We start from the raw sequence: 18683 nt of genomic DNA, 5'->3' as shown, positions 1-18683 counted from the left end.
AGATGGGGTAGAAAGTTTGAGTCCAATTAAAAACGGGTTTCGTATCGCCGCAAGTATTTCCTTGATCATTTGCCTCGCCGTCGGACTGCTGCCTGGAGCCGCCTTCGCGGCTCCTTCCGCGGGGCTTGTTACCGATAAGTCCGTCTATCACCCGGGTGACCCGGTTGAAGTGCAGTTCAAGCTGGATGGGTTTGAAGCCGGGGCTAAAATGAATAGCGCAACATTCCGTTTTGTCTATGATGCCTCCGCCTTTGAGCCAGCGGCAAGCCAGATAAAAGATTACTTCGTGGATGGAACGATCAAATCCGCTGCCAAGACGGATTCTACTGTCCCCGGCACGATTACTTATCTCGTCGCAAACCAGGAAGCTGATTACCCGGTTGTGAACGGTTCGACCTTATTTACCGTAAAACTAAAAGTTAGATTGAATGCCTCCGCCGGTATAAAAACATTTGTTTTGAAAGGCGATAATCAAGACCGGTCCATGGATATTTTGGACTCGAAAGATCATGTATACCATGTTTCCTCTGCCACCGCTTCCGTGACGATTGCCGGTTCGACCGGCGACGGAGGTCCTCCACCTGTGCCTGCGAGCCCTGCACCAGTGGAACTGCCTCCCATTCTACTGCCGAATGCTCATTTAACCGGCAATTTGCCTTTTGTTTCGCTGCAAGAAGCGATGAAAATTGAGAGAATCGATGGAGCGTACGTAATTCGCTTGGATGCTTCACTGGCAGCATCTCTTATTCGGGACATGCCGGAGCATACCCGAATATTAACCGTTGGAATCGATATCCAGGATCCCGCTGTCTTCGTGATTCCCTCTTCAGCGGCTAAATTGGCTGCGGATAAGATAGGCCTCACAGGTTCCATTCTTGTACTGACGAAGACGGGTTCCTTCATGCTTCCTTTATCCGTACTGCAAGCCAACGCAGGCTTTGATGACAATGCGGAAATTCGCATTTCCATTGTACCGGCCGGCTCGGAACCCGCCGATCAATTAAAAACGGCAGCCTTAAATGAAAATATAACCTTGCTGCCTGCCCCGGCCGTAGCCTACAGCCTGTCGATTATAAACAAGGGAGTAACCCGCACGATCCAAGATTTTGACCGTACGTTTGTGTCCCGGTCTATTTCGTTAGGGAAAATAGAGGTTAATCCGGATCGTGCCTCCGTTTTCATGCTCCGCGACGGCCAACGTCTTTCACCCGTACCTACCCGTTTTTTTACCGCTTCGGACGGTACCGTTTCGGCGGTTCTGCAGCGTACAGGAAACAGCACGTATGCCGTGGGTTATAAGAATCCCCATTTTAAAGACTTGACCGGTCATTGGGCGCAATCGGCCATCAATCAGTTGGCCTCCAAAGGAATCGTCTCCGGGAAATCAGCTTCTGCTTTTCACCCGAACGATCCGATCTCCCGCGCCGAATTTGCTTCCCTGCTCGTCCGGGCGCTCGGACTCTACGATAAGAAAGCCCCTGGTGCATTTAAAGACATCCAAGCAAACGATTGGTACAATCAGGATGTGCTTATCGCCAGCCAAGCGGGTCTGGTGTCCGGATATAATGGGAGGTTTCATCCGAACCATCCGATTTCCAGGCAGGAGATGGCGGTCATGGCGGTCAACGCGATCAAGTATGTAGATCCCAACCGGGATGCCGGGAAAACTGACCTGTCACGCTTTGCGGACGTCGGTCGATCGGCGGTATGGGCCAAGGAAGCCATCCAATTTGTTGTATCTAAAGGTATTATGAGCGGTTTGGACACACGCCGGTTTGATCCGCTCGGCACGTCAACCCGGGCACAAGCGGCGGTCATCCTGCTTAAAACTTTGCAATACCTTGAATTTATCGACTAAATGATTTCGGGATTCGGCGTGTTGACAAAATAACGCGAATCTCTACAGGATAAGACTGTAAACTAAAATGGACCGCGGAGTTTTCTCCGACGGTCCATTTTTTTGCTCCTTCAATCGGACTGCTGAATGTGTAAGGGAGGAGGGATGAGCCAGCCTTTGTCCTTGTTGAGTCTTAGTGCTCGCAGTCCCAATACTGTTTTCGCCGCATGGTATTTCGCGAACAAAGCGCCGACATCTTCCCGGATGGATGTCGCCATGGTTTTGCTGCTCGCGGTCAGCCCAATGGCGATGTCGCTGGTGATGGCGGCTGCGATTTCAGGATCGGTGAAGCGTGCGCCGACCGGGATATCTTCCAGCTTGGCCGGTGGCGTTTCGGGCAGTGAAGGCGGCGGAGCGATCCCGTTATTCTTCAAGAGCTCGTCACATTCTTCGATGCTGTTTTTCGCATGGTCGGCGCAATCCTCGAGCAATTCCTTGAGATCTTTGTCGCCGGCATGAGATTTAAACTTTTGAAAAGCGGACAAAGCTAATCCACTTAACATGGAATATTCCCACAATTGAAAAACTTCTCCGTAATGGAGAGGCTCGTGTTTCGAATTTCCATCCAAAATGCCCATGTTATCGCTCCTGTCATGACTTCATCAGGTTACGGCTTTTGGGTATGCCTTTCCTTCGGGTTGTTCTGCGCGTGATGTTTATGATTTTTGCGCAGCACGTCCTCCACATACTCTTCTCCGTGCTCACGCAGCATGTTGCCTTTATTCTGTTTAAATTCCTCTGCCATCTATGGTTTCACCTCCAGTTCGTCCCGCTTCCATTGCTTGTGTCGCTGAAATCCGTGTCCGTTATTGTGGAGGCGAGGCGTTGGGAACACCCAGATCATAAAGCGCGGTCGGATCATCTAGGACTTTTCGTTCGCTTTTATCGACCTCTGTCGGATCCTGTCCTTGCATGTCCAGGCCGGATACATATACGGAGCGGCTTCTGTTGTTTACCAAATCCGCGAGATCGTGTTTATTCGGGTGCATGGTCATCGAGGATCGTGACTCCTCTTCCGCAAAGTGCCGTTCGAACATAATTTGTCCGTTTTGACGGCCGGGTATGTGAACGAAGGAACTTCATGTTTCCGTTACTCCGAGCAGGATTTCTGGCCGCAGGTCGGGCAGATCGAACATCCTGTATGAACCGGAACGGGATATTGTGTCGAGCAGTTGAAGCACACCAAAATTTTCAATTCCGTTTTTTGTTGGGTTTGGGATTGATTCACCGGGAAAGCCTCCTTGATTCGTCACGTCGAATGCGCGCGGGGCATCGCGTGGTATTATTATATGGGAACAAACGTTCCTATATCAAGGGAATCTCAAAAAAAGCAGGGCCAGTTCGATCTTTCGAATGATCCGAAGAACATCAAGGGCGATCTCATCAACCAAGCTAACGTCCTGCGGAGGACTATTCTCATCGGTAGACCTATATATTGAACAGTCGGTGATTCCGATAAAATTCCCGCGGAAGGACGATTGAAATTGAAGAAATTTTGGAACAAGCTGATATTCGGAGTTTTGATTTTCATCCTGGCCTTATTTTCAATAGGGGGCTCCATCTCAGCGGCTAATGAACCGAAAGTGATTACCGCAGTGTTTCAAAATTTTAATGATTTGTCGCAATTCACCTTGAACAACAGCACTTTGTCCAACAACCCAGGCAGCACGGGGGCTGTAGGACCTGACGGGCAAAGAGTGCTGCGATTGACGAGAGCGGCCAGACAGCAATCTGGAAGCGCCTTTTTCACCAAAAGGGTATCGCTGGTCAACCAGCGTTCTTTCAGCGCGCATTTTTCATTTCAGATCTCCGCTTCCGGCGGCGACTTCGGCATACCAGGGGCGGACGGACTGAGCTTCATTATTCAAACGGTCAATAACAATGTCGGCAGCAACGGCGGCGGTATCGGGTATCAGGGAATCAGCCCGAGTATCGCAGTGGAATTCGATACGTGGAGAAATGACGAATCCTATGCGCGGGATCCGAACGATAATCATATCGGGATCAATCTTAACGGGAACATGATTTCGGAAGTCACCGCGACGAACTTGCCGGGCAATCTGAAAAGCGGCATTTGGTATGCTTGGGTGAACTATAACGGAGACACGAAAAAGCTGGAGGTTCGCGCCTCGCAAAATTCGAAATCTCGTCCGGCGTCGCCTATATTGTCCTATGATGTGGATTTGAAGTGGTGCTCAATCAAGATGAAGTGTTTGTCGGCTTTACGTCTTCGACCGGCAGCGGTTGGGGAAATCATGATATCCGTAACTTTTATTTCGATAACGACAACACGGTGATCGATACGGATATTGACATCTATGAAGCCGCACCTACCCAAGTGACGGCATCGGCCTCCCCGGCATTAACGAACGATTCGAGCCTCGTGACCGTAGAAGTGAAAAATCACGATAACTCCCCGGCGGCTGGCAAGTTGGTCAGTTTCTCCACGACAATCGGGACGATTCAACCGACGGCCACGACCGACTTGAACGGCATAGCTCAAGCTGCTGTATCGAGCAGCGTCTCAGGAACCGCTGCCATCAAGGCCGTCGCTGTCGGCGGCGCCTATGCGGAAACATCCGTCACTTTCGATACGGATGCTCCGACGACCACCGTCTTGGAGATCATTCCTTTGGTACCCGACGGGGCAAACGGATGGTACATCAGCGATCCGGCGGTTAAGTTTACGGCAGTCGACAATTTGTCCGGTGTTGCGCAGACGGAGTACCGGCTGAACGGCGGACACTGGACTACGTATACAGACGGTATTGTTCTCGGTGAAGGACAGCACGTCATCGATTACCGCAGTTCCGACAATTTGGGGAACATGGAGACTGTAAAGTCGATTTCCTTTAAATCTGACCATACGGCTCCGGCAACGACCATCGCGATCAATCAAGCCGAGCCGAAGGGCAGCGGCGAATGGTACGATGCGGACGCGGTTGTGTCCTTCGATGCATCCGATGCTTTATCCGGAGTGAACCGAACCGAATATCGCTTGAATCAGGGAGATTGGGTTTCCTACTCGGGTCCGTTCACCTTGACGGAAGGAGTCTATCGCGTAGAATATCGCAGTGTGGATCTGGCTGGAAATACCGAGCCGGTTCGGGAGGAAACCATCCAGGTGGATCATACGGCACCCGCCTTCACCATTTCCGCCAACCCATCCCAACTATGGCCCGCCAACCATAAAATGATTCCGGTCACGGTCACCTTGAACGCGAAAGATTCCGGCTCCCAGGTGGCCCAAATCATATTGGAGTCCATCTCCAGCAGCGAGCCGGCCAATGGAGCGGGAGACGGAAACACATCGGCGGACATTGCCGGCGCACAATATGGAACCGGCGATACTTCATTCGAATTGCGGGCTGAAAGATCCGGTAATGGGACCGGAAGAATCTATACGATAACCTATCTCATTACGGATCATGCCGGTAACCGGACTACGGCCAGCGTCACGGTTACGGTGCCGCACGACGCGGCAAAAAAATAACGATTCATTACCCATGCCGAAACCTGGAGCGCTTGAATCGCGTTCCAGGTTTTCTAATGCAGAACTTTGTCTAAAAAAGGAATTTCGTGTCGTTTGGAGAAATGTTTAGGGGGAACGCAAACTGAATATCACAAGCTAATGCAACTATGAGGAGGAATTGGGAAGTGCAAAGAAACGGAGTCGTCTTACCCACAATCGGAGCTTTGGCCGCTGCGGTGATCGGCGGCGTGCTGTGGGCGCTGATCGCGGTTGTGACGGATTATGAACTCGGCCTGGTCGCTTGGGCGATCGGCGGGATGTCGGGGTACGCTGTTTCCTATTTATCCGGTAGGCGTACCGGTGTGACGCACCAGATCATCGCAGTTGTCGCAAGCCTGATCGGCATTTTGCTGGGCAAATATTTTATTTTCGCTTATATGTTTAACGAAGGTATGACGGGTATGTTCGATAGTGTCACGTTCACCTTATTCCAAGAAGTCTTCTCCGATTTGTTCGGCGGAATGGATATTGTGTTCGTGCTTCTCGCTGTTGTGACAGCCTGGCAGCTGCCGCCTAAATTGGCGAGACCGGACGATGATTTCGATCGCGAGACAGAAACGGTAAACCGTCCTGCCGAGTAAATTCGGCCGAAAAGCAGCATCATTCGTAAAGCCCAAGCCAAAATGGCTTGGGCTTTTTTGTATCTGCTGCAGCCGAAACTGACGCTATCCGACAAATTTCGAAGAAAAGATGATAAAAGTTAACAATCCCTTACAACATACGACAAAATTTATTTAATTTACAAAATTTACTTTTTAATCTACAATCTTAGGAAAGCGATTACATTCATATTTTAAAACGAATGTAACGGCTTGTACAGATCGTGTGGGGGGTGCTGGAGGGTCTATTTCGGAAACTAACCCGTAAACGTGATCGTGCTTGGAAAACAAATTATTTTGGAGGTTGAGAGTGTGACAATGAAGACAAAGACAACGGCTCTTCTGCTCGCATTGTTCTTATCCGTTTCGCTGCTGTACGGATGCTCCAAGGGGAAATCCAATAATGCCGCTTCGAGCGGGGATACCGGCTCCAGCGGCGGGGACAAAGTGACAATCGAATGGCTCGTGCGCACGGATCCCAACATGATCGACTGGGAGAAAGATATGATCGCAGGCTTTCAGAAAGATAACCCGAACATCACGGTCAAACTGACGACCATTCCTCAAGCCGAAATCGACCAGCGGCTGACCACGATGATTTCCAGCGGTAAAGTTCCGGATGTATGGTCACCTAACTGGGCAAACTCCGGGTTCGCCAGCTATATGAAGATGGGCGCACTGAAGGACATGACTTCTTTTATCGAGAGAGATTCGGGAGACATTAGTACCATCAACCAGCAGATCATGGATATTTACAAAATCGACAACAAAACATACGGAATCCCGATGCTCGCGATCGGCAGCTTCCTTTTCTATAACAAGGAGCTTTTCGATAAAGACGGTGTTCCGTATCCGCCGACGGATTGGAACGACACGTCCTGGAATTATGACGCGATGCTGCAGAAAGCCCAAAAGCTGACGCATGACGTGGGCAACGCCAACAAGCAAGTGTTCGGCGTGCTGAATTCCATGAGTCCGAACCTGCAAACCTGGGGCTTCGGCGGAGATATGTTCAAACCCGAGGCTTACACTTCCGCCGTTATGGGCGAACCGGCCGTGCTGACGAATCCGCAGAACAAAGAAGCGCTGCAATTTAACGTAGACTTGATCCAAAAGCATAAGGTCGCTCCGAACCAGGCGACGGTTGACGCGGTAAGCGCAGTCGGGGATCCGTTCCTGACGGGCAAAGTTGCCATGGTTATTAACGGAGGATGGGGCTTCTGGGCTTATGGGCCGGCGAAATTCAAATGGGGCGTTGCGCCGATTCCTTACCATGACGGCCGCAAAGTGCCGCTGTTCGTAGACCCGTGGTGTATCAGCGAGAAGAGTAAGCATCCGGAAGAGTCTTGGAAGTTTATTAAATACTTGGTCGACCCGAATAACGGCGGTAAGAAGTTCATGGAGAAAACATCCGCAACTCCTGCGGATACATCGCTCGCCGATCAATGGTATCAGCAGATGGCGGATAAAACCGGCATGAAGGTTGAAGAAGTGAAGCAGCTGAACGAGGGTGCCGTTCAGAACGGCCGCGAGGCGGATAACCACCTGATCGACAAGTTCGCCGTCATCAGCACGACGATCAACCAGACCGCCAACTCTTTGTGGAACGGACAAAAGAGCGTAGACCAAGGATTGCAGGAGATCGACAAAAACCTCAGATCCTTAAAGTTCTAATCATCGTAACTGTACGTGGTACCGGTTTCCCTTGGGGCTCCCCCAAGGGAAACCATTCTTCCCAAAAGAGGTGAAGCGGTTGAGTGCGGTCAATGCGACGGAGCTTCGTGCAGAGTCGGCTGCCAAACTGAAGAAAAGAAGGAACCCGGAAAGAGCGCGCGAGGAACGCGCGTTCTGGATGTTCATTTCCCCTTGGGTGATCGGATTTATATTGTTTTCGGGCGGCCCGATTCTCGCTTCGCTTGTTTTGAGCTTTGCAGACTATAATGTCATCGATCCCCCGAAATTCATCGGACTCGGAAACTTTTCTGGACTATTTGACGATAGATTGTTTTACAAATCGCTTAGCGTGACGGCTTACTACGTTGTTCTCGTCGTTCCGTTCACCATGATTTCCTCGCTGCTGCTCGCCGTGCTCCTGAATCAGAAGGTGAGAGGCCAGCCGCTATTCAGAACGCTCTATTATACACCCTCGATAATCTCAGGCGTGGCCGTGGCGTACTTATGGTCCTGGCTGCTGAATCCGGAATTCGGTGTCGTCAATTCTTTGTTAGGCCAGTGGTTTGGCATCCGAGGTCCCGGTTGGTTTACAGATGCCCATCTCGTCATTCCTTCGATGGTTCTTATGCAGCTGACGGCCATCGGCGGCACGATGGTTATTTTTCTTGCCAGCCTGCAGAGCTTGCCGTCTGACCTCTATGAATCGGCTGCGATGGACGGCGCAAGCCGCATGCGGCAGTTTTTCCGCATTACGGTTCCCTTGATTTCCCCGGTTATTTTGTTTAACTCGATTATCGGCATCATCTCGTCTTTTCAAGCTTTCACCCAGTCCTATGTCATCACCAAAGGCGGGCCTGATTGGAATTCGTACTTCTATGTTTATTACTTGTTCGATACCGCGTTCTTTCACTTTAGAATGGGGTACGCGTCCGCTCTGGCATGGGTCATGTTCGTCATCGTATTTCTTTTAACTTTACTGTCATTAGTGCTTTCCAGAAAACTCGTCTATTACGAATATGACAGTAGAGGGTAGGAGGGAGACGGACTATGTTTAGAAGCGTCAGGGTGTCTTATGGAGAATTGGGCGCTGCAGGTAAATTTTTCGTGTACGCTATTTTGCTTCTCGGATTGCTCTTATTCGCTTTTCCGTTATATTGGATGATCATCACCTCTTTGAAGGAGCTCGGCGACGTTCATAGGATGCCGATGAGCTGGATCCCCAACCCATTCAAGTGGGACAACTACTCCCAAATTTTCGATGACGTGCCGCTGCTGACGTATGTCTGGAACACGGTGATTTATGTGGCGATCACCGTATTTGCGGTCGCGATCAGCTCGGCGCTTGTCGCTTATGCATTCGCCCGGTTGAAGGCCAGGGGAAGCGGCGTGTTATTCGCCATCGTGCTCGGCACGATGATGATTCCGCCGCAGGTTACCCTGATTCCGCAGTATTTGCTGTTTAACCAATTTAACTGGATCGACAGTTATTTGCCGCTCGTCGTTCCCGCCTTTGGGGGCAGCGCCTTCATTATATTCCTGCTCAGACAGTTCTTCCTGGGGATCTCCAAGGATCTGGACGAAGCGGTGAAAATCGATGGCGGCGGGTATGCGACGACGTTCTTCCGGATCATTCTCCCGCTGTCCATTCCGGCTCTGGCCACAGCCGCCATTCTGGAATTTATGTACCGCTGGAACGATTTGATCGGCCCGCTCATTTACTTAAGCACAGGGGACAAATACCCGCTTTCACTCGGTCTGTCGAATTTCACGGCCGCTTACGCCGCCACACCTTGGAATTTGTTGATGGCGGCCTCTATGGTGGCGGTCATTCCACCGCTGTTGCTCTTCTTTTTCGCGCAAAAGTATTTCATCCAAGGAATTGTCATTACCGGCTCCAAAGGATAACGGAATATGGCCAAGAGCCCGAGCTTGTAAAGCTGGGCTCTTATTTTATTTGCAGGGAAATCGCTTTGACCTTCATTCTGCCGTCCGGTATAATGGCTTCGACGAATTGGACGGGCTTCAACAGCCGGATCTGAGGTGAAAGCTTGAGCGAGGAACCGAAAAAAATCAGTCTGGCCGAGGCGATGAAGCAGAAGCTTCAGCAGAAAAAGCAAGCACATTCTCAGGACCAAGGGAAGCAAGATCACTTTAGCACCGAGACGAAAAAAATGAAGAGCCAGATTAAAAAGAGGCCGAACAATCAAAAGAAACGAACAGGCGTCTAAACACGGCGGAGGAAGTATCTCATGATACGATTCGGAGTTGTCGGAACGAACTGGATTACCGATCAGTTCATCGAGTCCGCTCGGAAGGTGAGCGATTTCTCGCTGAGTGCGGTGTATTCCCGCACGGAGGAGCGTGCGGCCGAATTTGCGGCCAAGCACGGCGTGAGCCGAACGTTCACGGATCTCGGGACGATGGCCGATAGCGGAGAGATCGACGCGGTATATATCGCCAGTCCGAATTCGCTGCACGCGGAGCAGAGCATTCTGTTCATGAACAAGGGGATTCACGTGCTGTGCGAAAAGCCGGCGGCCTCCAATGCCGGGCAGTTTCGGCAAATGGTCGAAGCTGCGGCAAGCAACCATGTGCTGCTCATGGAAGCGTTGAAATCGACCTTCCTCCCGAACTTTGTGGCGATCGAGCAAAATCTTCATAAACTGGGCAAGGTGCGCCGATATTTTGCGAGCTACTGCCAGTACTCGTCCCGATATGATGCCTATAAACAGGGAAATTTGCCGAATGCGTTCAATCCTCAATTTTCGAACGGCGCTCTGATGGATTTGGGTATCTATTGCATCTATCCCATGGTCGCATTGTTCGGCGTGCCGGATGAAGTGAAAGCGACCGGGGTCATGCTGGATTCCGGAGTCGACGGCGAAGGAAGTATACTGCTGAAATATGCGGACATGGAAGCTGTCGTCCTATACTCGAAAATCACGGAGTCTTCCTTGCCTTCCGAAATTCAGGGCGAGAACGGCAGCATGATCATCCACAAAATCAGCCAACCGCAAAAGGTGGAGATCCGAATGCGGGACGGAACCGTGGAGGACATTACGCAGCCGCAAGACCCGCTCACGATGAGGTATGAAGTAGAAGAGTTCATCCGATTGATCCAAAGCGGACGCTTGGAATCCGGTGTGAACACGCATGCCCGTTCGCTGGCCGCCTTGGAAATCATGGACGAAGCGCGCAGGCAAATGGGGCTTGTCTTTCCGGCGGACTAGAAGAAAGCGGCTTTGCCCTAGGCGGCAAGCCGCTTTCTTCATTGTGGTTAGAGGGCTCGATTGATTAAATGACGCCGGCGCTCAGGATGATCACCAGAAGGATGAAAAGCACCAGAACGAACGCAGCCATACGACCAATACCAAATCCGGCGCAGGACGCGCAGGACCCTGCAAAACTCATAAAATCACCACCCTCTTTGCGGATTTGTGATGAACAAACATCACACAGTTAATGTATGGCGATTTTGCGCGGCATGTCCGTGTATTCGCATAGCTCCGGCAGAATTGCGCTTGTACACAGTCCGCTTTTTATTTCCCTTGAAATAGGGGAATAATACATATTCGACAAAAAAGGTGGGGGTTTGAGCGATGCCACTGACGCCGGAACAGGTGGTCACACTGCATGGTTTTAACAATTTGACCAAAACGTTGAGCTTTAACATGTACGACATTTGTTACACCAAAACGAAAGAGGAACGTGAAGCCTATCTCGAATATATCGATGAACAGTACAACTCGGATCGGCTGAAGCATATTTTGCAGCACGTGGCAGACATCATCGGAGCGCATACGCTCAATATCGCCCAGCAAGATTATGTTCCCCAAGGCGCCAGCGTCACCATGCTTGTATCCGAAGGTCCTGTCGTTGAAGTTCCGGCGGAACATTATGACGAATCGCCGGGTCCGCTGCCGGAATCGGTCGTCGTCCAGCTGGACAAGAGCCACATTACGGTACATACGTATCCCGAGTATCATCCGAGCGAAGGCATCAGCACGTTCCGCGCGGATATCGACGTCTCGACGTGCGGAGAGATTTCCCCGCTCAAGGCGCTGAACTATTTGATCCACTCGTTCGACACGGATATCATGACGATCGACTACCGCGTGCGCGGCTTCACCCGGGACGTGCACGGCCAGAAGCTGTTTATCGACCACGAAATCAGTTCCATCCAAAATTATATTCCGGACGAAGTGATCGAACAGTATCATATGATCGACGTCAACGTCTATCAGGAGCACATTTTCCATACGAAGTGCCAGCTGCGGGAATTCGACCTGAACAATTACTTGTTCGGCTACACGAAAGATAAACTGGAGGCAGGAGAACAAGCGGAAATTACCGAAAAATTAAAAAAGGAAATGGATGAGATCTTTTACGGCAAAAACATCACAGCATAGGGAGAGAGTCGGTTGCGGCCAATTTCGTACGTTCAGCCCGATCCGCAGGGGTGGCTGGACAAGTTCCATTTTTCGATCCCGATCAAGGTTCGTTACGTCGAGACCGACATGTCGGGGCATGTGAACAACGTAAGTTATTTTATTTATTTCGAGCAGGGCCGGGTTGAGTATATGGAGAATCTTGGGGTTGCCGGAGTCCTGTTTAACGAGGAAAATGTCGTGGTCGTCGCGGATTTGGAGTGCCAGTATTTGCAGCAAATTTATCTTAAGGATTCGTTGCATCTGCGGGTAAGGGTGGCGAAGCTGGGGCGTTCCTCGTACGATTTGGAATATGCGATCGTGGACCAATCGACCGGGCAGCCGAAAGCGGTCGGCCGGGGAGCCATGGTATACATCGATAAAAAATCCGGCAAGAGCGCACCGCTGCCCGACGTAGTTCGGGAGAAGATTACGGCGTTTGAAGGGGATAGTTTGCAGTAATCATAATATCGACATTAATCGCTCCGTTTGTGCCTTTGTGCATGAACGGGGCGTTTTTTTGTCGCCTATGCTGAATCCGATAACGTTTTTAGAGTGTTTGTCGAAAGCATTGACGCTGTTCGGGGCGCATGATAGTTTCGTGTTGCCAGAAGTTACAGCGCTTACATTTGGTTTGGGAATCGGTTTCCAAAAACGTTCCCCAACCCGCCGCGCATTTGTTAATCGGTTTCCGAAATCGATAACCAAATCCATGAAAGAAACGGTGGATCCTCTTGAAAATTACGATCGACCTTGTCGCGGAAAGAGCCGGGGTATCCAAAACCACTGTCTCCCGGATCATGAACGGCAATTTTGCGCACACGCGCGATGAGACTAAAAATCGTGTCCTGCAAGTGATACAGGAATTGGATTATCGCCCCAACGCGCTTGCCAAAGGGTTGAAATCGTCACATACGAATGTGCTCGGAATCGTGTTGTCCAACCTGAAAAATCCTTTTTGGACGGTCGTCCTTGAAGGGGTTGAGGATGCATGCCGGCATCTCGGATACAATCTCATGATCTGCAACTCCAGCGAACAAGCGGCGATGGAAGAGCAATACATCAAAGAATTTCAAATGCGGCGATTAGACGGGATTGTTATAAATCCGACCGCTCGTAATTTGGAGCTGTACACCAAACTGGCGGCCAGCAAATATCCGATGGTTGTGGTCAATCGGCGGGTGCCCGGACTCGATGTTCATCACGTGATTATGAACAACATGAAAGGTGCCACGATGGCCGTGCATCAGCTGCTTCACAACGGAAGACGCAACATCGCGGCATTCGTCTACGATAACCCATATGTCAGTACGTGGAAGGAACGCGTTGACGGATATCGCGAGGCATTGCAAGGAAGCGGCCGTTCACCGGAGGAGTTGCGGATATTAGAGTTGGAGTTGGAGGGGGGCACCGCCAAATCTACAATTATGCGCTACTTGGGTGAGCATCCGGAGATCGACGGAATATTTTCCACGAACAACATGTTAACTTTGCAGATCATCGAGGCGGTCAAGGAGATGGGTTTGAAGCTGCCGGAGGACATCGCCATTGTCGGCTATGACGAGACCGTCTGGTCGCAGCATTTGGACCCTCCGCTGACCACCATTATGCAGCCCGGCTACAAAATGGGCTATCTGGCTGCGCAAATGCTGATCAAATCGATAAAGGCCAAAAGGAAGCCGAAGCCCGAGACGATTGTTCTTGAACCGGAATTGATCGTTCGAAAGTCATGCGGCGCCGTCCGGTCGTGACTCCCGATTAAAGGAGGTGAAATTCTCTTTCGGGCTTGCTTCTGAACAAAAGTGTCGAAGCGTAATCGGAGTAGAAAAATCATTGAAGGAGTGAAGAACATGTCAGTGGAAACGAACCAGACGACGGTAGACGATCGCCAAGAGATTTTGGAGCTTTATAAGGATCTGCGGGTTACGGATGTACGGGACGGGATGGATTGGATGGGCATGCACCATTACGGCACGATGCACCGGGATATCAAACCGCTGTGGCGGACCAAAATTACAGGCATTGCCCGTACAGCCCGTTACCTTCCTTTCGAGGGTCCTGCTCCCAAGCTTACGCCGGAGGAATATACGAAATGGGTCAGCTGGTATTACAAAGAGGTATGCTACGATCCGTGGGCGGAGGACATCGTGGACGGCGATATTATGGTGATTGACGTTTGCGGATTGGACGTCGGTCTACTCGGCTCGAACAACACGTTATCCTGCCTGCTCAAAGGCTGCCGCGGATATATTCTCAACGGTGGCGGCATTCGGGATACGGATGAAGTGATCATGCAGAAAATACCGGTTTGGTCGAAATTCGTATCCCAAGGGATGGACCAGGCGCGAATCCGCTATCACGAGAAGGATATTCCGGTTGCCATGGGCGGAGTTGCGGTTTATCCCGGAGACGTCATTGTGGCGGATGGGGACGGCGTCATCGTAGTTCCTCGTAAAATGGCACGCGACGTGGCGAAATATGCGACACAAGAACTTCGCGGAGACAAAGCCGGACGCAGAAGGCTTTATCAACAGCTCGGATGGGAACTTGACGAGACAGTATTAGATTAAAGATAACGGAAACCTACAGAGAAGGCCTTCAACAGCGTATGGTTACGTCACTTGAACGGCTTTTCATCATCGCAATATATACCATATTTTGATTAAAACTCTAGAAAATGTTGATAGGGGCTAATGACATCTCGGATGAATTAGCTCCTGTACTTTCTTTGGAGGGGAGTGAAGAGGATGGATTACCGGAACATCGGCTTTCTCGGCTTGGGGGCTATGGGCCTCCCGATGGCGCACAATTTGCTTAAGAAAGACTTTCAACTGCACATTGCGGCGCATCGCAACCGGAAGCCTGTCGAACAACTAAGCAACGAAGGCGCCGTGGAGCACTCTTCCGCAGCGGAAGTCGCGAAAAGCTGCGACGTTTTGATCAGCATTCTGCCTGCAGACCAAGAGATGTCCGACGTGCTGCTGGACGGGGAAGTGCTCGAAGGCTTGTCTTCAAACGGCGGGATCCTGATCGAAATGACATCCGGCTCTCCCGGCATGATGAAGAGAGTAGCGGCCGCTTGCGGAGACAGAGGAGTCCGGGTACTGGACGCTCCGGTAAGCGGTGGTACCGTCGGAGCGGAGAAGGGAACTTTGACCGTTATGGCGGGCGGGGATGAATCGGTGCTGGACTCCGTCCGCCACGTGCTGGAGGCGATGGCCGCCAAGATTTATCGGGTTGGAGACATCGGAGCGGGCAAAGGAATGAAAGCGGTGAATCAGATGCTGGCCGGCATCCATATGGCGGCGACAGCGGAAGCTGCGGCGCTTGCGGGGAAGCTCGGCATCGATCCGGGTATCCTCAAACAGGTCATTGGAAGCAGCTCCGGTGCGTCATGGATGCTTCTGAACAAGCTGGACGGCCTGCTGCAAGGAGAGTATGCGCCTGGCTTCAAACATCGATTGATGACCAAGGATATTCAAATTGCCGCCCAGGAATCGGAAGATCTCCGCTTGCCGTTAACAGAGTTTGTTTTGAAGCTGTATCGGGATACCGAAGCGGAATATGGAGAACTCGATTTCTCCGCTGTCGGCAAACCATTGCTGACTTGAGGGGGATGGGAATGACGGAAAACCTCGGCTTTCGCATCAAACCCCTGGAGCGCAGGCCGTCTCAATCGCTGCTCGACCGGTTCGCCGAAGCGGCTTCGCCGCTGATCAGCGATAATATGAACCGGCTGCAAGGAGCGGCAGCAGGGCTGCGGCCGATACACGGCAGCGGACGGCTGCTCGGCACGGCATTCACGGTAAAGACCAGAGCCGGAGACAATTTATTGGTGCATAAAGCGATCGATATGGCAGAGAGCGGAGATGTCATCGTCGTAGACGCTTGCGGAGACATGACGCAAGCGATATTGGGCGAGATCATGCTGCGATTGGCGAAGAAGAAAGGAATTGCCGGATTTATTGTGGATGGCGCCATCCGTGACTCGAGAGCGTTCCAGGAACTCGATTTCCCATGCTTCGCAAGAGGAGTGACGCATAGAGGTCCTTATAAAGAAGGGCCGGGAGAGATTGGCGTGCCGGTCGTCGTGGGAGGAATGGTCGTGCATCCCGGCGACATTATCGTTGGTGACCACGATGGTTTGGTGGCGGTTCCTTTGGATCATGCCGAACAAATTGTCGGATTGGCGGAGGAACAGCTGAAGCGGGAGCAGGCCATACTCGCTTCGATTGAGGACGGTACGGTCGACCGGTCTTGGGTAGATGCGGCGCTGAGGCAAAAAGGATGTGTCCTGCCATGAACGGAGTCTATCATTATCAAAAATTGGAGCATTACTGCGCGGCATTACTCGAGAAAGCCGGTGTACCCGGTGCGGAAGCAACGGTAATCGCCGAATCGCTGGTTCAGGCGGATTTGCGGGGGGTGGACTCCCATGGCGTCATTCGTACGGATATCTATTTGAAGAGGTTGAAAGCCGGAATGGTGGCGGTCGACGGCGAAATGAAGGCTCACACGGACGGACCGGTCACCGTTCTCGACGGAGGCAATCACTTTGGGGCGGTGGTCGGCAGCCGGGCGTTGGAATTGGCGGAAGAAGGGACGAAGCGAAATGGCGTGGCGGTTGTCGGGGTGAAAGGGTCGAATCATTTCGGCACGTGCTCCTACTACCTGCTCAAAGCGATCGCCAAAGATATGATTCTCCTCGTGCTGTCCAATGCGTCCCAAACGATGCCGCCAACAGGAGGTGTGAGGCCGTTCATCGGAACGAACCCGTTTGCCGTCGGCGTACCGGCAGGACGGCATCAGCCTTTTATCTTGGATATGGCGACAAGTGTAGTCGCCAGAGGAAAAATCATCGCTGCCGCCCAAGCCGGCGAATCGATTCCGCTGGGATGGGCCATCGACAAGGACGGGAATCCGACGACGGATGCGAATGCGGCGCTGGCAGGCTCGGTGCTGCCGGTCGGCGGAGCCAAAGGCTATGGCATTTCGATGTTCGTCGATATCCTCAGCGGGGTTTTGACGGGTGCGGGGTTTGGAAAATACGTGAACAACATGTATGAGAATTGGGAACAAACGCAAAATGTCGGCCATTTCTTCATCGGCCTGGATATCGCCCGGTTCATGCCGGTGCAGCAGTTTAAGGACCGCATGGATTTATACATCGATGAAATCAAGGCGGAGCCCAAAGCGCCGGGTGTGAGCGAAATTTTCATTCCGGGAGAACTCGAACACCGAATGTCCTTAGAACGGATGAAAACAGGGATTGTGCTGCCCTCCCGGGTTGAGGGAGAACTGCGGTTTTGGGGCGAGCAGTACGGCTTGCAATTATCCGATGCTTTGCTGACTCCCGCTTCCACCGCTTGAAAGGGGTTTGAATCATGACGATCAACCGGGTATTCAGATATGAACTTCCAACGGCCATCGAATTCGGAAACGGTGCGGTACAAGATTTGCCCAATCATATCAAGCGGCTGAACGGCGGTAAAGTACTGCTCGTGACGGATCCGGGCCTTGTCAAAGCGGGAGTGGCCGAACACGTGACGCATGTGCTCGAGCAAAGCGGGATTCCGTTTCATATTTACAGCGATATTGAACCTGATCCGGATATCGAGGGGGTTATGGAAGGCCGCGACGCCGCCAAAAGCGAAGGGTGTGACTGTGTAGTCGGTCTGGGGGGAGGAAGCGCGCTCGATACAGCCAAAGCGGTCGGGCTGATGCTTCGGAATGAGGGGCACATCCGGCATTATGTCGGCATCGGTCAAGTGCCGTGCAAAGGGGCGCCGGTGGTCGCGATCCCGACGACTGCCGGCACCGGCAGCGAGATCACGATCTGGTCGGTGCTCTCCGATAAGGCGGCCAAGGTGAAACTCAGTGTCGGCAGCCCTTACAATTGCCCGGATGTTGCGCTTTGCGATCCGGAACTGACCGTATCGCTTCCCCCTAACCTAACAGCGGCGACCGGAATGGATGCTCTGACTCACGCTCTGGAGTCTTATGTGAATAAGGCGACACAGCCGATCTCCGAAGCGATGTCCGTTCAGTCAATGAAGCTGATCGCGCGCAGCTTGCGGGTTGCGGTGGCCCAAGGAGACAACTTGGCGGCGAGATTCGATATGCTGCTCGCCAGCCTGATGGCGGCGATGGCGTTCAATCCGACACGACTCGGCCTATCGCATGCGTTGGCCATGCCTCTAGGCGCTAGGTTTCATATTCCCCACGGCACCGTGAACGCGATTTTGCTGCCGGAAGTGATGCAATACAACGTGTGGAGCAATATCCCGAAATTTGTGGACATCGCCAAGCTGTTCGAAATGCCGACGGAGGGACTCTCTTCCCGGGATGCCGCGGTTTTGGCAGTGGAAGCCGTACGTCAGCTGAAAGATGACATCGGCATTCAGCAGACTTTATCCGATTACGGCGTCAAGGAAGAGCACCTCGACTTGGTCGCGGAAGAAGCGATGACCAGCGGCAACGTGCCGGTGAATCCGCGCCAACCCACGCATGAGGATCTGAAGCAGATTTGCCGGCAGGCGATGTGAAAGGAGAGA

At 51.9% G+C, this 18683-nt stretch carries 21 protein-coding genes; 17 read left to right on the top strand and 4 right to left on the bottom strand.

What is annotated here, in order from left to right:
- The first annotated feature begins 16 nt into the window (after window positions 1-16).
- Entirely contained in the window at window positions 17-1858 is a 1842-nt protein-coding gene (locus E5161_RS09835; protein WP_136777546.1) for an S-layer homology domain-containing protein, read from the top strand.
- 110 nt (window positions 1859-1968) lie between these two features.
- Here the strand turns inward: E5161_RS09835 and E5161_RS09830 are convergent, their stop codons facing one another.
- The 3 genes from E5161_RS09830 to E5161_RS09825 all read right to left on the bottom strand — a co-directional run bounded on the left by E5161_RS09830 (window position 1969) and on the right by E5161_RS09825 (window position 2892).
- Window positions 1969-2475, bottom strand: a complete 507-nt coding sequence (locus E5161_RS09830; protein ID WP_136777545.1) for a DUF3231 family protein — start codon at window positions 2473-2475, stop codon at window positions 1969-1971.
- Window positions 2476-2504: 29 nt separating this feature from the next.
- Window positions 2505-2642 (bottom strand): hypothetical protein, encoded by a 138-nt coding sequence (locus tag E5161_RS20770; RefSeq protein WP_169306660.1) that lies wholly within the window; start codon window positions 2640-2642, stop codon window positions 2505-2507.
- A gap of 61 nt (window positions 2643-2703) precedes the next feature.
- Window positions 2704-2892, bottom strand: a complete 189-nt coding sequence (locus E5161_RS09825) for a hypothetical protein (protein WP_136777544.1) — start codon at window positions 2890-2892, stop codon at window positions 2704-2706.
- Between the two features lie 489 nt (window positions 2893-3381).
- Here E5161_RS09825 and E5161_RS09820 point away from each other — a divergent pair, with 489 nt between their 5' ends.
- From E5161_RS09820 to E5161_RS09785, 8 genes are all read left to right on the top strand, one after another.
- The gene (locus E5161_RS09820; protein WP_169306659.1) at window positions 3382-4194 is read left to right on the top strand and encodes a lectin-like domain-containing protein; all 813 of its coding nucleotides are present in this window, start codon (window positions 3382-3384) and stop codon (window positions 4192-4194) included.
- Window positions 4086-5390 (top strand): OmpL47-type beta-barrel domain-containing protein, encoded by a 1305-nt coding sequence (locus E5161_RS09815; RefSeq protein WP_136777542.1) that lies wholly within the window; start codon window positions 4086-4088, stop codon window positions 5388-5390. Before E5161_RS09820 ends, E5161_RS09815 begins: the two co-directional genes overlap by 109 nt.
- Window positions 5391-5554: 164 nt before the next feature.
- Window positions 5555-6010, top strand: coding sequence for a hypothetical protein (locus E5161_RS09810; protein WP_136777541.1), 456 nt, complete (start codon window positions 5555-5557; stop codon window positions 6008-6010).
- A 336-nt stretch (window positions 6011-6346) separates the two neighbouring features.
- Window positions 6347-7702: an ABC transporter substrate-binding protein gene (locus tag E5161_RS09805; RefSeq protein WP_211246724.1), complete on the top strand. Its 1356-nt coding sequence runs from the start codon at window positions 6347-6349 to the stop codon at window positions 7700-7702.
- A 79-nt stretch (window positions 7703-7781) separates the two neighbouring features.
- A complete protein-coding gene (locus E5161_RS09800) occupies window positions 7782-8735 on the top strand; it encodes a carbohydrate ABC transporter permease (RefSeq protein ID WP_246042172.1) in 954 nt (317 codons plus the stop codon).
- A gap of 14 nt (window positions 8736-8749) precedes the next feature.
- Window positions 8750-9607: a carbohydrate ABC transporter permease gene (locus E5161_RS09795; protein WP_136777539.1), complete on the top strand. Its 858-nt coding sequence runs from the start codon at window positions 8750-8752 to the stop codon at window positions 9605-9607.
- Between the two features lie 143 nt (window positions 9608-9750).
- Window positions 9751-9930, top strand: a complete 180-nt coding sequence (locus E5161_RS09790) for a hypothetical protein (protein WP_136777538.1) — start codon at window positions 9751-9753, stop codon at window positions 9928-9930.
- Window positions 9931-9951: 21 nt separating this feature from the next.
- Window positions 9952-10932 carry a Gfo/Idh/MocA family protein gene (locus tag E5161_RS09785; protein WP_136777537.1) on the top strand — a complete coding sequence of 327 codons (981 nt, stop codon included), beginning with the start codon at window positions 9952-9954 and terminating at the stop codon, window positions 10930-10932.
- Between the two features lie 64 nt (window positions 10933-10996).
- Here E5161_RS09785 and E5161_RS20965 read toward each other — a convergent pair whose 3' ends face one another.
- The gene (locus E5161_RS20965; RefSeq protein WP_211246723.1) at window positions 10997-11113 is read right to left on the bottom strand and encodes a sporulation protein YjcZ; all 117 of its coding nucleotides are present in this window, start codon (window positions 11111-11113) and stop codon (window positions 10997-10999) included.
- 188 nt (window positions 11114-11301) lie between these two features.
- Here E5161_RS20965 and speD point away from each other — a divergent pair, with 188 nt between their 5' ends.
- The 8 genes from speD (at window position 11302) to E5161_RS09740 (ending at window position 18674) form a co-directional block, all read left to right on the top strand.
- Entirely contained in the window at window positions 11302-12111 is an 810-nt protein-coding gene (gene speD / locus E5161_RS09780; RefSeq protein ID WP_136777536.1) for an adenosylmethionine decarboxylase, read from the top strand.
- Window positions 12112-12123: 12 nt separating this feature from the next.
- Window positions 12124-12591 carry an acyl-CoA thioesterase gene (locus tag E5161_RS09775; protein WP_136777535.1) on the top strand — a complete coding sequence of 156 codons (468 nt, stop codon included), beginning with the start codon at window positions 12124-12126 and terminating at the stop codon, window positions 12589-12591.
- Window positions 12592-12863: 272 nt separating this feature from the next.
- Window positions 12864-13880 carry a LacI family DNA-binding transcriptional regulator gene (locus E5161_RS09765; protein WP_136777534.1) on the top strand — a complete coding sequence of 339 codons (1017 nt, stop codon included), beginning with the start codon at window positions 12864-12866 and terminating at the stop codon, window positions 13878-13880.
- Window positions 13881-13979: 99 nt separating this feature from the next.
- A complete protein-coding gene (locus E5161_RS09760) occupies window positions 13980-14699 on the top strand; it encodes an RraA family protein (RefSeq protein WP_136777533.1) in 720 nt (239 codons plus the stop codon).
- A gap of 177 nt (window positions 14700-14876) precedes the next feature.
- The gene (locus E5161_RS09755; RefSeq protein WP_136777532.1) at window positions 14877-15740 is read left to right on the top strand and encodes an NAD(P)-dependent oxidoreductase; all 864 of its coding nucleotides are present in this window, start codon (window positions 14877-14879) and stop codon (window positions 15738-15740) included.
- 11 nt (window positions 15741-15751) lie between these two features.
- Window positions 15752-16432 carry an RraA family protein gene (locus E5161_RS09750; protein ID WP_136777531.1) on the top strand — a complete coding sequence of 227 codons (681 nt, stop codon included), beginning with the start codon at window positions 15752-15754 and terminating at the stop codon, window positions 16430-16432.
- Entirely contained in the window at window positions 16429-17499 is a 1071-nt protein-coding gene (locus E5161_RS09745; protein WP_136777530.1) for an Ldh family oxidoreductase, read from the top strand. Before E5161_RS09750 ends, E5161_RS09745 begins: the two co-directional genes overlap by 4 nt.
- Before the next feature lie 14 nt (window positions 17500-17513).
- On the top strand, window positions 17514-18674 hold the full coding sequence (locus E5161_RS09740) for an iron-containing alcohol dehydrogenase (protein ID WP_136777529.1): 1161 nt from the start codon (window positions 17514-17516) through the stop codon (window positions 18672-18674).
- The last annotated feature ends 9 nt before the right edge of the window (window positions 18675-18683 follow it).

Source organism: Cohnella pontilimi, assembly GCF_005049045.1.
In the GTDB taxonomy this organism is placed as follows: Bacteria; Bacillota; Bacilli; order Paenibacillales; family Paenibacillaceae; genus Cohnella; species Cohnella pontilimi.
The sequence above is the reverse complement of the archived record's forward strand: the minus strand, read 5'-3'. Positions and strand labels throughout refer to the sequence as shown.

What these genes read in the sequence shown, in the direction of transcription:
- E5161_RS09755 (WP_136777532.1), top strand. Translation starts at nt 14,877, where the DNA reads ATGGATTACCGGAACATCGGCTTTCTCGGCTTGGGGGCTATGGGCCTC.
- E5161_RS09805 (WP_211246724.1), top strand. Translation starts at nt 6,347, where the DNA reads ATGAAGACAAAGACAACGGCTCTTCTGCTCGCATTGTTCTTATCCGTT.
- E5161_RS09825 (WP_136777544.1), bottom strand. Translation starts at nt 2,892, where the DNA reads ATGACCATGCACCCGAATAAACACGATCTCGCGGATTTGGTAAACAAC.
- E5161_RS09830 (WP_136777545.1), bottom strand. Translation starts at nt 2,475, where the DNA reads ATGGGCATTTTGGATGGAAATTCGAAACACGAGCCTCTCCATTACGGA.
- E5161_RS20770 (WP_169306660.1), bottom strand. Translation starts at nt 2,642, where the DNA reads ATGGCAGAGGAATTTAAACAGAATAAAGGCAACATGCTGCGTGAGCAC.
- E5161_RS09750 (WP_136777531.1), top strand. Translation starts at nt 15,752, where the DNA reads ATGACGGAAAACCTCGGCTTTCGCATCAAACCCCTGGAGCGCAGGCCG.
- E5161_RS09745 (WP_136777530.1), top strand. Translation starts at nt 16,429, where the DNA reads ATGAACGGAGTCTATCATTATCAAAAATTGGAGCATTACTGCGCGGCA.
- E5161_RS09760 (WP_136777533.1), top strand. Translation starts at nt 13,980, where the DNA reads ATGTCAGTGGAAACGAACCAGACGACGGTAGACGATCGCCAAGAGATT.
- E5161_RS09795 (WP_136777539.1), top strand. Translation starts at nt 8,750, where the DNA reads ATGTTTAGAAGCGTCAGGGTGTCTTATGGAGAATTGGGCGCTGCAGGT.
- E5161_RS20965 (WP_211246723.1), bottom strand. Translation starts at nt 11,113, where the DNA reads ATGAGTTTTGCAGGGTCCTGCGCGTCCTGCGCCGGATTTGGTATTGGT.
- E5161_RS09785 (WP_136777537.1), top strand. Translation starts at nt 9,952, where the DNA reads ATGATACGATTCGGAGTTGTCGGAACGAACTGGATTACCGATCAGTTC.
- E5161_RS09740 (WP_136777529.1), top strand. Translation starts at nt 17,514, where the DNA reads ATGACGATCAACCGGGTATTCAGATATGAACTTCCAACGGCCATCGAA.
- speD (WP_136777536.1), top strand. Translation starts at nt 11,302, where the DNA reads ATGCCACTGACGCCGGAACAGGTGGTCACACTGCATGGTTTTAACAAT.